This is a genomic window from Hafnia alvei, assembly GCF_034424155.1.
GTDB classification, from domain to species: domain Bacteria; phylum Pseudomonadota; class Gammaproteobacteria; order Enterobacterales; family Enterobacteriaceae; genus Hafnia; species Hafnia alvei.
Map to the genome: position 1 here is coordinate 4,484,833 of NZ_CP139992.1, position 14,115 is coordinate 4,498,947.

Annotated in this window: 13 protein-coding genes; 6 read left to right on the top strand and 7 right to left on the bottom strand. The window is 48.6% G+C overall.

Annotated elements, in window-relative coordinates:
- The first annotated feature begins 280 nt into the window (after positions 1-280).
- Positions 281-1,264, top strand: a complete 984-nt coding sequence (yhjD, locus tag U0008_RS20720) for an inner membrane protein YhjD (protein ID WP_025799495.1) — start codon at positions 281-283, stop codon at positions 1,262-1,264.
- 64 nt (positions 1,265-1,328) lie between these two features.
- Here yhjD and U0008_RS20725 read toward each other — a convergent pair whose 3' ends face one another.
- Entirely contained in the window at positions 1,329-2,222 is an 894-nt protein-coding gene (locus U0008_RS20725) for a LysR family transcriptional regulator (RefSeq protein WP_043489634.1), read from the bottom strand.
- A gap of 153 nt (positions 2,223-2,375) precedes the next feature.
- Between U0008_RS20725 and U0008_RS20730 the strand changes: the two genes are divergently transcribed.
- From U0008_RS20730 to U0008_RS20740, 3 genes are all read left to right on the top strand, one after another.
- A complete protein-coding gene (locus U0008_RS20730; RefSeq protein WP_025799500.1) occupies positions 2,376-3,545 on the top strand; it encodes an MFS transporter in 1,170 nt (389 codons plus the stop codon).
- A 43-nt stretch (positions 3,546-3,588) separates the two neighbouring features.
- Entirely contained in the window at positions 3,589-4,365 is a 777-nt protein-coding gene (locus U0008_RS20735) for a CDP-diacylglycerol diphosphatase (protein ID WP_226930038.1), read from the top strand.
- Positions 4,366-4,470: 105 nt separating this feature from the next.
- Positions 4,471-5,121: a DUF421 domain-containing protein gene (locus U0008_RS20740; protein ID WP_025799504.1), complete on the top strand. Its 651-nt coding sequence runs from the start codon at positions 4,471-4,473 to the stop codon at positions 5,119-5,121.
- A gap of 41 nt (positions 5,122-5,162) precedes the next feature.
- Here U0008_RS20740 and U0008_RS20745 read toward each other — a convergent pair whose 3' ends face one another.
- From U0008_RS20745 to pdeH, 4 genes are all read right to left on the bottom strand, one after another.
- Positions 5,163-5,411: a GlsB/YeaQ/YmgE family stress response membrane protein gene (locus U0008_RS20745; protein ID WP_025799506.1), complete on the bottom strand. Its 249-nt coding sequence runs from the start codon at positions 5,409-5,411 to the stop codon at positions 5,163-5,165.
- Between the two features lie 66 nt (positions 5,412-5,477).
- Positions 5,478-5,990, bottom strand: a complete 513-nt coding sequence (locus U0008_RS20750) for an E3 ubiquitin--protein ligase (RefSeq protein ID WP_043489706.1) — start codon at positions 5,988-5,990, stop codon at positions 5,478-5,480.
- Between the two features lie 114 nt (positions 5,991-6,104).
- Positions 6,105-8,156, bottom strand: a complete 2,052-nt coding sequence (locus U0008_RS20755; protein WP_043489639.1) for an AsmA family protein — start codon at positions 8,154-8,156, stop codon at positions 6,105-6,107.
- Positions 8,157-8,270: 114 nt separating this feature from the next.
- Complete coding sequence (gene pdeH, locus U0008_RS20760) at positions 8,271-9,053, bottom strand: cyclic-guanylate-specific phosphodiesterase (protein ID WP_043489708.1); 783 nt, start codon at positions 9,051-9,053, stop codon at positions 8,271-8,273.
- A 237-nt stretch (positions 9,054-9,290) separates the two neighbouring features.
- Here pdeH and U0008_RS20765 point away from each other — a divergent pair, with 237 nt between their 5' ends.
- Both U0008_RS20765 and kdgK read left to right on the top strand, forming a co-directional pair.
- On the top strand, positions 9,291-9,491 hold the full coding sequence (locus tag U0008_RS20765) for a 2-hydroxymuconate tautomerase family protein (RefSeq protein ID WP_025799514.1): 201 nt from the start codon (positions 9,291-9,293) through the stop codon (positions 9,489-9,491).
- 188 nt (positions 9,492-9,679) lie between these two features.
- Positions 9,680-10,627, top strand: coding sequence for a 2-dehydro-3-deoxygluconokinase (gene kdgK / locus U0008_RS20770; RefSeq protein WP_043489642.1), 948 nt, complete (start codon positions 9,680-9,682; stop codon positions 10,625-10,627).
- Between the two features lie 74 nt (positions 10,628-10,701).
- Here kdgK and U0008_RS20775 read toward each other — a convergent pair whose 3' ends face one another.
- Both U0008_RS20775 and U0008_RS20780 read right to left on the bottom strand, forming a co-directional pair.
- Positions 10,702-12,240: a M16 family metallopeptidase gene (locus tag U0008_RS20775; protein ID WP_043489644.1), complete on the bottom strand. Its 1,539-nt coding sequence runs from the start codon at positions 12,238-12,240 to the stop codon at positions 10,702-10,704.
- A 353-nt stretch (positions 12,241-12,593) separates the two neighbouring features.
- Complete coding sequence (locus U0008_RS20780) at positions 12,594-13,877, bottom strand: dicarboxylate/amino acid:cation symporter (protein ID WP_327058434.1); 1,284 nt, start codon at positions 13,875-13,877, stop codon at positions 12,594-12,596.
- Positions 13,878-14,115: the final 238 nt, after the last annotated feature.

Genomic DNA, 14,115 nt, shown 5'->3' on the forward strand with positions numbered 1-14,115 from the left:
TTACCCCCGATATTACTCTCTATTTTTTCGTCATATTATGCAATCTATGTCGTAATTTACTCAGTTCGAGTTAAATTAGCAGAATATTCTTAATACTCCCGGCTTAATGACGAAAAAAATGGCATTAAAAGCCATCAGAAAATATTTATTAACCTAGATTTTCTCTTCACCTATTTTGCCTTACAGCTCGACTCTGCTAGGATCTAGATTATTCGCCCATCCTGACGTGAGAAATTAAGCGCCTGAATTTGCCTATGTTCCCAAACGCAGACAGGTGAAAATGCTTATGCCAAAAGAATTAGACCACAAAAGCAGTAAAGCAACCGTCACCACCCAAGTGGTGAAAACGCTGGATAAAGCCAATGGCGTCATGGACTGGTTCAAAGCCATTCCCAGCGTGGCCCATGTTATCCGCGCAGTTGATCGTTTTAATGACCGACTGGGCAGTCAGTTCGGTGCAGCGATTACCTACTTTTCGTTTTTATCTCTTATCCCTATTTTGATGGTGTCGTTTGCCGCCGTCGGTTTTGTACTTGCCTCAAATCCCGATTTGCTTACTGAACTGATTAACAAAATAGTCAGCAGTATCAGCGATCCAAATTTAGCAACGACCCTGAAAAATACCGTGAATACCGCCATCCAGCAGCGCACCACCGTGGGATTAACCGGTTTAGCCATTGCGCTCTATTCAGGCATTAGTTGGATGGGAAATCTGCGTGAGGCGATTCGCGCGCAGTCTCGAGAGGTTTGGGAGCGCAATCCACAGGATCAGGAAAAATTCTACTTTCGCTACCTGCGCGATTTTATCTCGCTTACGGGTCTAGTGATTGCGTTAATCGTTTCACTTTCTTTTACGTCTATCGCCGGTGCCGCGCAGGCTTCTATTGTTCGCGCCTTAGGTTTAGACGGCATTGAATGGTTACGCCCCGTAATGACGGCAATTGCGCTGTCTATTTCGATCATGGCTAACTATCTGTTGTTCCTTTGGATTTTCTTAGTATTACCGCGTCATAAGCCAAAGAAAAAAGCGTTGCTGCGTGGAACCTTAATTGCGGCTATTGGCTTTGAAGTGATTAAATTTGTGATGACGTGGACATTGCCTAGCCTTGCACGCTCACCTTCCGGTGCGGCGTTTGGCTCGGTCATTGGCCTGATGGCTTTCTTCTATTTCTTCGCCCGCTTAACGCTATTTTGCGCCGCGTGGATTGCCACCGCCAACTATGACGGCGACACCACCGTAGAACGCAAAAATCCACAGCCATAAGTTATTCCACGCCAAGCTTCCCTGTGCAAAGAGGGGAAGCTTGGCAGATATCTTTACCACTCAGTCACTTGTGCAGCGGATATCTCTCCGTCAAAAAATCCAGAAAACAGCGAATACGTGCCGAAAGCTGACTATTTCGATAATACACCGCATGAATTGACTGATATGTCTCCAAGGTGTGCTCGGCAAGCACCTGCACCAAACGCCCTTCAGCAATATCCTGATGCGTCATAAAATCAGAAAGACATACAATTCCCCGCCCGTTTATCGCCAAATGACGCAGCGTTTCACCGCTGGATGCCGCAATGTTAGGCGTAACGGAAAATGTCGCGCACTGGCTCTGCTTAAGCGGCCACTGGTTAAGTGATTGTGGCTGGGTAAAGCCTAACAGCCGATGTTCACTCAGTTCTTCTACCCGCTCTGGGGTACCAAATTTTTGCAGGTATTCCGGCGCAGCCAGCACCTTCAATCCCGAACGCCCAATAGGACGCGCGTGCAGACTTGAGTCTTGCAGAGTCCCAATGCGGATCGCCACATCGGTGCGCTGTTCCAGTAAATCGATAATTTGGTCGCTAGTATTCAACTCCAAATCAATCTCTGGAAACTGCGCAGTGAACTCTTCAATCAGAGGAACCACTACATGCAGCATAAACGGCGATGCGGCGTTTATGCGCAGACGACCAGCCGGACGATGCCGCTGCAAGGCCAACTGCTCTTCTGCTTCTTCAATCGCTTCGAGAATAGCGCGTGCGCGATCGAGAAAAATTCGCCCTTCTTCGGTTAAATCAATGCGCCGCGTGGTGCGGTTAAGCAGCGTGGTTTCTAGCTTTTGTTCTAAACGCCCTAGCGCACGGCTAATACCGCTGGGCGTTTGACCTAACTGCTCTGCGGCGCCGGTCAGGCTTCCCGCATCGACAACGGCGACAAAAGCCACCAGCTCTTCGGTTGTTGTTTTCATTGTTGCTCACCAATCAATTATCTTGTGAGTATAGACCTATTTTTCTGCAAAAATAATCCGTGCAAACTCAGCGCCATCAATTATTCATACCCAAGAGATTTCAAACCCCGCTGTCTGTGGCTTGAAAGATGAAGAGGATAGGAGTTTGCAGTTATGCCATTAGCTCTGTTTGCACTGACCATCAGTGCGTTTGCCATCGGCACCACGGAGTTTGTTATCGTGGGCCTGATCCCAACTATCGCCGCAGATTTGCAGGTTTCCCTGCCGTCTGCTGGCCTGCTTGTGAGTTTATATGCGCTCGGTGTTGCCATCGGAGCACCGGTGCTCACCGCGTTAACCGGCCGTATGCCGCGTAAAACGCTGCTGATTGGCCTGATGGTGCTGTTTACTCTCGGTAACCTGTTAGCGTGGAAAGCGCCCGGCTATATGTCGCTGATGACCGCTCGCGTGCTGACCGGCTTAGCCCACGGGGTCTTTTTCTCCATCGGTTCTACGCTGGCCACCAGCCTAGTGCCGAAAGAAAAAGCCGCCAGCGCCATCGCAATTATGTTCACCGGTTTAACCGTGGCACTAGTCACCGGCGTACCTTTAGGGACGTTCATTGGCCAACATTTTGGCTGGCATGAAACCTTCTTGGCGGTTTCGCTGCTGGGGATTATCGCCCTTATCGGTAGCCTGATTTTCGTGCCTAACGGTTTAAAACATACGCCACCGGCTTCCATCGCTCGTCAGTTGACCATCTTGAAACAGCCACGCTTGTTGATGGTCTACGCTAAAACCGCATTGGGCTACGGCGGTAACTTTGTGGTCTTCACTTTCCTTGCGCCTATTTTGCAGCAGGTCAGTGGATTTAGCGCCAGCGCCGTAACGTGGGTAATGCTGATTTACGGAGTATCTGTGGCAGCAGGTAACCTGTGGGGTGGACGCTTAGCCGACCGTATGGGCCCAATTAAAGCACTACAAATTATTTTCTTACTGTTAGCCGCCGTACTTGCCGTGTTTAGCTTCACCGCACACAGTCCAGTGCTGGCCTTGATTACCGTATTGTTCTGGGGTGCAGTCGCCTTTGGTAACGTCCCTGGTTTACAGGTTTATGTGGTGCAACAGGCAGAACGCTATGCCCCTCACGCCGTTGACGTCGCTTCTGGTTTGAACATCGCAGCCTTTAACCTCGGCATCGCCGGTGGTGCATGGGTCGGCGGTATGATCGTTGAGAACTATGGCCTGATGGTGACACCGTGGGTTGGTGCAATCGTAGTCTTACTGGCATTTGGTATGACTCGTTGGAGCGGCGCATTAGACAAACGTGCATGTGCTCAGTAAGGTAAGCGTCCTTTAGACCACTTTATTGGGAAGTTTGGTAATGATGAGATTTCAGCGCAAAACAGGATTCATCGTACTACTTGTTATTGTGCTCCTCGTCATTACCGGCTTCTTCTTCCTTCAGCCCTCGCATCCCGATGCTCTGTGGAAAATTGTCAGCCAACAGTGTGTACCGCATCAACAACAACGACAAAACCCAAGTCCCTGTGCCGAGGTCAACCTTGCACAGAGATTTGTGGTATTTAAAGACCGCAACGGCCCCCTGCAATATCTATTGATGCCAACCGCCAAGGTCACGGGCATTGAATCGCCCCTCTTATTAAACCCACAGCAACCCAACTATTTTGCCGCCGCATGGCAGCAGCGCGATTGGCTGTCAAAGCGTTATGGCAAACCAGTGCCGGATGACCTGCTGTCATTCACCATTAATTCTGAATATGGTCGAACGCAAAATCAGCTGCATATCCATATGTCCTGTACGAAACCTAAGGTACTTGCACGGATTACGGCTTTAACACCTTCACTCTCATCACAGTGGCAACCAGTACAGATTGGGATCAATAACCACAGTTATTGGGCACGCACGCTCGACAAAAACGCACTGGCAAAAAATAGCCCCTTCATTCTGTTAGCCGAAGGCTTACCGCAGGCGCGGGAAAACATGGGAGCGTTTGGATTGGCATTGCTCCCTACTGCTGAGGGCAACTTTGTGCTGTTAGCCACCCAGCGTGAATGGTGGCGATTGAACTTAGCATCGATTGAAGAAATACAAGATCACAGCTGTGCAAACCTTGCCGCTCGCGTAAAAAACTCTCAATAAATTTAAGCCTAACCTCAAGCTCTCTTGTATAAAAAGAGAGCTTCTGTTTTTATGATTAAGAAATATAAAGATAATCTTATTGTTTTTGATCGCTTGGGAGGGCGTATGGAATACTACGGATACGTTTTGGTGAAGTTTATTTTGGGATTCGCCATTGTGATTACGCACCTGAATTTTTCAGGTAAAACTCAGCTGTCGCAAATGACACCGGTCGATTTTATCGGCAACTTTGTACTAGGTGGCATTATTGGCGGCGTTATCTACAGCGATGCTATTCCTCTTTATCAATACATTATCGTGCTGCTCATCGGCGTAGGTTTAATCTCATTGCTGAATGCAATCAGTAAGCATGTCTATTTCTTTCGTTCAGTCACCATCGGCGATCCCATTCCTATCATTAAAAAGGGTCGTTTCCTGATGGAGAATATCCTGACTAAGAAAAACAAAATCGATATTTTAAACGTGTCATCGCAGCTACATGCTCAAGGTATTCATTCGTTCCAAGAAATCAACTATGCCCAAATAGAGCCAAGCGGACAGCTTACCGTCGTATGTGAAGGGGCTCAAATGCCGTCGATCATTCTTATGAAAGATGGGCGTTTACGCTCTTATGAGCTCAACCAAATAGAAAAAGACGAAGCATGGATGGAGCAAGAACTAGAACGCTGCGGTATCAAAGCTGAAGATGTCTTTATCGCGGAATTTTGGGACGGAAAACTGATGTTTATTCTTCGCGATGGCGAAATCGTTCGTTAACCCATAAAACATCGGGGCGGAAATCCGCCCCGAGATTACATCTAGCTGCGGATCTTACGGTAGATAAACAACACCACCAGAGCACCAATAACGGCAACGATAAAACTGCCGAAATTAAAGCCATCGACTCGACCGTAGCCAAAGAAGGTGCTGATATAACCACCAACAACGGCACCCACAACCCCAAGGATCACGGTAACAATAAACCCACCGCCGTCTTTCCCCGGCATAATCCATTTAGCCAGAATACCGGCAATAAGCCCGAAAATAATCCACGAAAGGATACCCATACACTCCCCCTAAATTTACTGATTAAAAATAATCTTACCCACACCTAAATTATAGTGCGCCTTACGCTACGGATTGGCATTTGTCTTTGGCGTTTCATTTGACGCTGGAGCTACACCATTCTGAGCAGGTGGGTTTTGCTTCATGCTGTCTTTAATCGCCTGAGTTTTGGTTTGAGCATCGGCGGAAAGATCGTTCGCACCGCTGATGGCGCTCTCTTTAATCGTCTTAGCCTGATCGATTATTTGATCGCTCTGCTGCTTGGCCTGCTGCTCTATGGATTTGGCCTTAGCTTTCGCATCATCCGTAAGGGCATCGGCGCGTTTTTCGGCCTCACTTTTAATCGCTTTAGCTTTATCGCTGAGTTGATCGGCCTGCACATCCGCTTCTTTCTTCAGCTCATTGGCTTTTTGCTTAGCGGCATCGGTAATTTGATCGGCTTTATTATCCGCAGCGTCTTTAATTTGTTCCGCGTTGTCTTTCGCTTTATCAAGATTGGCATCAACTTTAGTGGAATCGTCACAGCCCGCGACAACCAACCCAATAAAAGAAGCTAACAGGACTTTATTCCATACTTTCATCATCCGTTTTCCTTGATATCTGTGTGTATTAAAAATGAACAACACAATCATGTTGTTACACCCAGAAAGCATAGTACAAATTCTCTGCCTCGCCAGTAATGGCGAGGCGATTGGCTATTTTTTCATCCCTTTCAGCATGCCACCGCACTGGTTAGAGTCCACATCACTAGGGGAAATCAACGCCAGCAAAGCTGCTGCGGGGGCAACCACAGCACCAAGCGCCACGGCAGCTACGCCGCGCGCAATCAGCGGCCCAGCTTTAACGCCCGCATCAGGATGCTTGAATGTGCCCTTCACATACAATGGCGAACGCAGGGTCAGAACCCGCATGCCTTTGCTTTCGGGATCGACAGACAAATCCATACGTTCGGTAGCCAAATTGACGTTACCCGAAATATTGATCACCGCATTTTCGGTGTCGAACACAAACAGGCGAGTCGCGGCTAAACCATTTTTAATGCCGATATCCGCTGCCGCGCAGTTGATCTTCACCTCATCATCACCAAACAGCTTACCAACCAGATAATTACCCACGTTCAGGCCCGCAATTTCCATCAGGTTGCGACTTATCACACCATCGTTGATTAGGAGACGTACATCACCGTTGCTGGTAGCCAGCAAGTCAGCCACCGAGTTGCCCGTACCGCTGATTTTGGCATCGCCGTTGAGCTGTCCTAAGCTACGGCGCATCGACTCAACGTTAGGCAATAGCTTTTGTAACTGGAAACCACGCGCATGCAGATCCGCCATACCGCGCATTGGCGTGCGTTGTCCTTCCAAGCGAATTGTCGAATTCAAATTACCGCCAGCCACGCCAAAACGCAGCGGATCCATTAACAACGTGCCATTGTTGAGCACCAAATGGGTGTAAAGATCGCTAAGCGGCAGAGATTCGCCGTGTTCAATCCGTTTGGCGGTAAATTTAACGTCGGCATCCATCGTCGACCACTGCTTAGTATCAAATTTATCCGCGGGTAAAACTTTGTCAGACGGCTGTGTGGCTTTATCGCCTCGGTTCACCTTTTCCTGATTGGAATCGGCACCGATCAGCGGCGCTAAATCAGCAAAACGGAGCTGGTTAGACACCAGCTCGCCGTTCAGTGAAGGACGTGGCTTGCTCACTTGATAGCTAAGGCTACCGTGAATATCACTATCGCCAATTTTACCGTTGAAGTTTTGATAGCGATAAATCGCGCCTTTAGCGCGTTTAAGCTCGGCGCTTAAGTGGCCATCGGTGGAATAAGGCGGGGTATCAGGTAACACGATTCCAGTCAGTTTATGCAGCTGACTTAAGCTCTGGCCGGAGAACTGTAATCGCAGATCCAGCGCACCTAAATTCAGTGGATCGCTGAGCGTACCGGCAACCGCAACTCGGGTTTTGCCTGAACGCACATCGGCCTGTAGTGGAAATAAACCATCAGGATCGCGCAGCGCCAGCATGCCGCCAATCTTGCCGCTACCTGAGAGCGATTCGCCGTTATATGTTCCATCGACTTTCCAGCCAAAAACATAATCAGGTGCTTTTTTACCAGCGACTTTTTTCGCCGCACCGCTGTTTCCCATCACCTCCCTAAACGGCAACGGTTTCCCCAACGGATCGACGGTGGCTTTAAATTTTGCATGAGCGATCGCATCGTCATAGGCGATCACACCCTGATCAAACACGATGTCATCGATCTTAAAAGACCACGCAGACTTTTGATCTTTGGCTTGATCGTCCGTTGATGAATTAGCGAGTTCAAACGTCCAGTTATTCTTACCATTCGCGAGCCTACGCAGTGAAGCATCTGGCTGTTTGAGTTTAATGCGGGGGATATAAACCTGTTTGCCGAGTAGCGCTAGCGGGGCGAGGCTGGCATCAACCCGTTCCAACGTAACCATCGAGACCGCGGGGATCTCCGGTGGATTGCCGAGCACAATATCTTCAGCGTGAATATGCGGCCAAGGCACCCAAGAACGCCAGCCCGTTTCATCGGTCGGGCGTGCCCAATCCACGCCAAGATCGCCTCGAATAGCGAACGGCCGATTAAGTTCTGTAGAGACTTTCTTATTGATCGTCGGCTTGAGGCGGTTCCAATCAAAGGTCATTACAAAGACAACGATCCCAACGATCAATACCACTAAGATCCCTGCTAACCAGCTAAATGCTTTTCCTGTTCTGGTCATGGCATATCCTAAATATTTAATCTAATTGATGATGTTTCCCACACATAACCATAGGTTAAATATTAAAGATATGCCCGTTTACGGGCAAAACAGAAGGCTTGCTACCCGTAAAAACTATTCGCGAAAGAACGTGGGTAATTGATGCAGAGAGTCGAACCGATTCGGACGTGAGAGGTAGAAACCCTGCGCAGCACAGGCCTCTGAACGTTTTACTAACATCCATTCCTGAGGGGTTTCAACACCCTCGACAATAACACCTTTGGTATAACGGCTCATCAGCGCCACTAATGCATAAAACAGCCTAACACCCTCATGGCTTTCACGTAAAAACGAGAACAGCGCACGATCGAGTTTGACGAACTCATAGCGGCACTCCATCAGCGAAGAGAAATTTGCTAACCCGCTGCCGAAATCATCAAGCCATAAACGATGCACATCTTCTAGCGACTGAATGGGGATAGTCAGCGCCGCATACGCATGTTCAACCATTTCAAAGCGCAAATAGGGCATACTTTCCAGCAGATTACGTGCTTCTGGCAATAGCTGAATAGACTGCAGAGTTTGTCCATCAACGTTCACAGATACCAACAAATCGCGCTGCTGAATAAAGCTATGCCAATGCTGAATCAGTCTAAGCTGTTCCAGCACCACATCTTCACGCAGATCCTGTGAGATTTGCTCGAAATAATCTTCAGGCGATAAGCGGCAATCAGGATTATCAGGGTGGTAAACCGCTGTCAGCAATTCAATCGCTAACGGCACACCGCTGGTACAGTAAATAGGCTGGAAGGTATAGCTTCTCTGGCACTGGCTCCAGAAATTTCGCTCGCGGGTAGGCTCCAGTGTGGGCAACGTGGGCATAATCCACCCCGCCTCGATTGTCTTGCCAATTTTCATGTATCCACCATCCGCATACATCATGTGAGAACCACTTTCGTTGCCCTGACGGACAATGAACAAAATCAGTTATCGGCAAGGATCCTTAAATCTTTATAGCCAAAATAATTCAAGTGACTTGAATACGGCTAACGAATCAGCGGTAACCAAATAGCGGAGCTTGGCAAATGAGCTACGCTATTAATTCGTTTTATGGGAATTTATTAGCCTATTTTTTTACACCAATGGAGTATCAAAATGCCTTTCGTTAATATCAAAATCACTCGTGAAGGTGCCACTACCGAACAAAAAGAAGCACTGATTGCCGGTGTCACACAGTTACTGGTCGATACGATGGGGAAAAACCCAGCCACCACCGTGGTTATCATTGAGGAAGTCGAAACCGATAACTGGGGAATTGGCGGAAAAAGCGTGACCGAGCTGCGCAAGAAAAAGTAGCGCCTAGATAGCAAGATCGAAAACTATCGGTTCACCGTGAGATGAGGCATTCAACCACGAATGCCCCTTTTTTAGATCCACATCATATAAAAATAGAACACTGTTTTATTTATATTGACGCTGAGTTTTCCAACGGGGAAACTAAGATAACTGCGTTTTTACGACCTCAATAAAACAGGCTTTCCTTCATGACCATTGCTTCCCATTCCAATGCAAAAATTGCCGTTATCGGCGAATGTATGATTGAACTGTCGCAAAAAGGTGCGGATCTTTCCCGTGGCTTTGGTGGCGACACGCTGAATACCTCGGTTTATCTTTCACGTCAGGTGCCTGAAAATGAACTGGCCGTGCACTATGTCACCGCGTTAGGTACCGATACGTTCAGCAACGAAATGTTGGATGCGTGGCAGCGTGAAGGGGTAAAAACAGAGTTAACCCAGCGCTTGGATAACAAACTTCCCGGCCTCTATTTTATTGAAACTGATGCCAGCGGCGAGCGTACCTTTTACTACTGGCGCAACGATGCTGCTGCGCGCTATTGGCTAGATGGCGAAAACGCCGATGCGATTTGTGACCAATTAGCCCAGTTTGATTATCTCTATCTCAGCGGAATTAGCCTCGCGATCCTCAACGACAATAGTCGTGAGCGCTTACTCACTTTATTAAAACGCTGTCGCGCCAACGGGGGCAAAGTTATTTTTGATAATAACTACCGTCCACGTCTGTGGCAGAACATCGAACAAACACAAGCAGCCTATACCGCCATGCTTGCCTGCACCGATATCGCCTTTTTAACGCTGGATGATGAGGATCTGCTATGGGGTCAAAAACCTGCAGATGAGGTCATTGCACGCACTCACGCGCTAGGCGTGAGCGAAGTGGTGATTAAGCGCGGTGCTGATTCTTGTATGGTCTCAGTCGACGGGCAAACCGTAGATGTACCCGCGGTTAAACTCCCCAAAGAAAAAGTGGTTGATACCACTGCCGCAGGTGACTCATTCAGCGCCGGTTATTTATCAGTCCGCCTACTTGGTGGAACACCAACCGCATCGGCACAGCGCGGACATCAAACCGCTAGCACCGTCATCCAGTACCGTGGTGCTATCATCCCGCAGGAAGCAATGCCTCGCCAATAATCTTTCGATGTCCCATCCTTCCCCTTTATAAGGAAAAGGATGGGAAATCATACCTTTAACAGTCTTCCTGAAATCTATTGGGCTGAAGTTGGCTCTTCTTTTGCCGCCGGGTCCGCCTGTGGTGCAGTAGCGGAAGATGACACATCTTCTGGCACTGCATCAGTGGCCGCCGAGGCATCTTCCATGTTCAGCCCCATGGTATTGTTGTAGACGTCACGCAACGCCTTCACGTTTTCCTCAGGTTCACCGCGTGGCTGGCGCAAGATCAAGGTGGGTTCACGAGAAAGCTGGTTATGCAGCTCCTGATTCAAATCATCCAGAGACAGCGTTGCCAAGAAACTCTGACGCAGCTTTTGGTAGGTTTCAGGAGAAATATCCACTACACCGCTTTGCTGCGAACGCAAATGCTGGCTCATCAGAACATCGGTGTCCGTACGCGCATAAGTCGCAAACAGCTTGGTTAGCTGATCTTTCTTCTGCGCAATCATGGTGTCGAATTCCTGCTGCGTAACGCCGTCATCATGCACCGCAGACATTTCCGTAGCGATAAAGCTCAGAGCCTTATTCAGGTTGGCCTGCGTAGTTGACAGATGGATAGCGCACTGAGAACGCTGATATTGCACCTGACAATCAAACATCAGATTGACCGACCCTTTCAGATCGCTGTTTGCCAACACCTGCTGTAAATGGCTGAACAGCGCTTCGCGAGCAAAATCACTTTTCCAGTAACGTTGAAGAACCTGAGAATCACGGATTGGCTGCCAAGGCACATCCCACGTGATCGACAGCGTATCCTGCTGCGCATTCTCGGCAATCAGGTTAATTGGCGTAGTCGGCAGCGGAGCCAGCGTTGGTAAGGTGGCTGGCGTTTCACGCTTGCCTTTCAAATCGGCAAAAGCCTTGTTGATCTGCTCGCTCAGAGAGCGGGAATCAACGTTACCAACCACGTAAAGCGTCATGGCGTCTGGCGTATACCACTGCTGATAAAAAGCCTTCAGCTGTTGAGTATCTACCGGACGATTTGGCCCCTGACCAGGCTCATGCCCAAGCATCGTTGAGCCTTTGAGACGAAGACGCCATAACGGATCGTTGGCGTCAGAAGGCAGCGTCGCCACTAAATTTTCTGGAGATTGCAGGGCGCTAATCACCGTATTGCTATCAATATTCAGCTTGCCGGCGGTATTCGCCAGCCACTGCAACGCTTCTTTCAGCAGCTCAGGGCGGTTATTCGGCAAGCTTAAATTGTATGCGGTGTAATCATAAGAGCTCACCGCCGGAGGTAACGGGCGCTGAGGGTCGATACTCTGCTGCCAGAACGATTGGAGCTGGCTCGCAGTAAAGTTATCGCTATGCGTTAATGCTAAACGCGGCAACAGATGGGCAAAGCCCACCTGCTGATTTGATTCTACAAGTGAGCCAGTGCTCACTATCATACGCAACTCAATCCGATCGGATGGGCGCTGTGGTGTGGCTAACAACTGCCATGAAAAACCATTATCCAGTTTTCCTTCCTGCCACGCGGGATCGGGCTGTAGTGCTTCAGAATGCACAGAGCTGCTGGCCGCTGCCAACAACAATCCACCAACCATGAGCCGAATTTTGGTGCCTTGCATGTGAACCCCTACTAAATACTGACAAAAATGTGCGAATTCCCCTGAGGAAGATAACCCATCTGGCCTGTAAAAACGGCTAACTCAACGCGATGAGTCAAGCATCGATTTTTAGACCACAAGAGTGGGATTATGTCACCCGACAGAGAGAAAAAAAGTTCTAAACAACATCGACACCAAACAACAAAAGGCTCAGAAAGGTCGCAAGTTAGGATCGCTCGCGCATCTGAAACCGAAAGTATGACGAATGAGTTGTTGTAGAAATGAATGGGCACATTATAAAGATGCCCCCGCTCGCATCAAGCGAATGGGGGCAATCCGTCATGTTCGGTAACAAAAACCGAGGAATAGGAGGGTTATAGGGTCTGTGTTTGGGCTGCGTTGCGGTCTTTTTTACCTAAAACCGCTTTCATTTGTTTTTCATCCAGCTGGCGAACACGCTTCGCAACCACAATTGTCGCCACGCCGTTACCAATCAGATTCGTCAACGCACGCGCTTCTGACATAAAGCGGTCAATACCAAGAATCAGCGCCAAACCCGCTACCGGTAGATGCCCTACCGCTGAAATGGTCGCTGCCAGAACGATGAACCCACTTCCGGTTACACCTGCGGCCCCCTTCGATGACAGCAATAGAACCACCAGCAAGGTAATTTGATGCCAGATATCCATGTGTGAGTTGGTTGCCTGCGCAATAAACACCGCCGCCATGGTCAGGTAAATCGAAGTGCCATCGAGGTTAAAGGAGTATCCGGTGGGTATTACTAACCCCACGACCGATTTCTTACAGCCTACTTTCTCCATCTTATCCAGCATGCGCGGCAGCGCAGATTCAGAGGAGGAAGTCCCTAATACAATCAGCAGCTCTTCTTTGATGTAGGCAATGAAGCGGAAGATACTGAATCCGGTGGCCTTGGCGATGGAACCCAACACAAACACCACAAACAGCACGCAGGTGATATAGAAGCAGATAATTAACTGCCCCAACTGCACCAGCGTTCCGACGCCGTATTTACCAATGGTAAAGGCCATCGCACCGAATGCACCGATTGGAGCCAGTTTCATAATCATGTTAATGATGCCGAAAATGACCTTCGAGAAGCTGTCGATGAAGTTAAACATCATCTGTCCTTTCTCGCCCAAATGATGCAGCGCAAAACCAAACATCACGGCAAACAGCAGAACCTGAAGGATATTCCCACTCGCAAAGGCACCAATGACGCTGCCTGGAATAATATCCATGATGAAGGCAACCAAGCCCTGTTGCGCTGCCTGATCGGCATAGACCGCCACCGCTTTGGCATCCAACGCGGCAGGATCGACGTTCATACCCGCGCCCGGCTGGACAATGTTCACGATCACCAAGCCAATAATCAGGGCAATAGTACTCACGACTTCAAAATAAAGCAGAGCAATTGCGCCGGTACGGCCAACGGCCTTCATGCTTTCCATACCTGCAATCCCAGTTACCACCGTACAGAAGATAACTGGAGCAATAATCATTTTGATCAGTTTAACGAATCCGTCGCCCAGAGGTTTCATCTGTGCGCCGAGGTCAGGGTAGAAATGGCCTAGTAATATCCCCAGAGAAATAGCTAATAACACCTGGAAATAGAGGCTTTTAAAAAGTTTTTTTTTCATATTTATACACTTCCTTATCGGGTACGCACGCATCAGATACAACGCACTAAAGGCCGGGGTTACACTCGGTACAACCATCCTTTATGACTCTGTACTGCGTTGGACGCAAAATAACACCGGCGTAACAATATGGAAATGCAATGTTGTAATTAGTAACCAAATTTTATCATTTTTATGAGCTGAAACGCATCAAACCCGCAACGAAAAAAGGGTTATCACTACAAAGGGAAGGGATTTT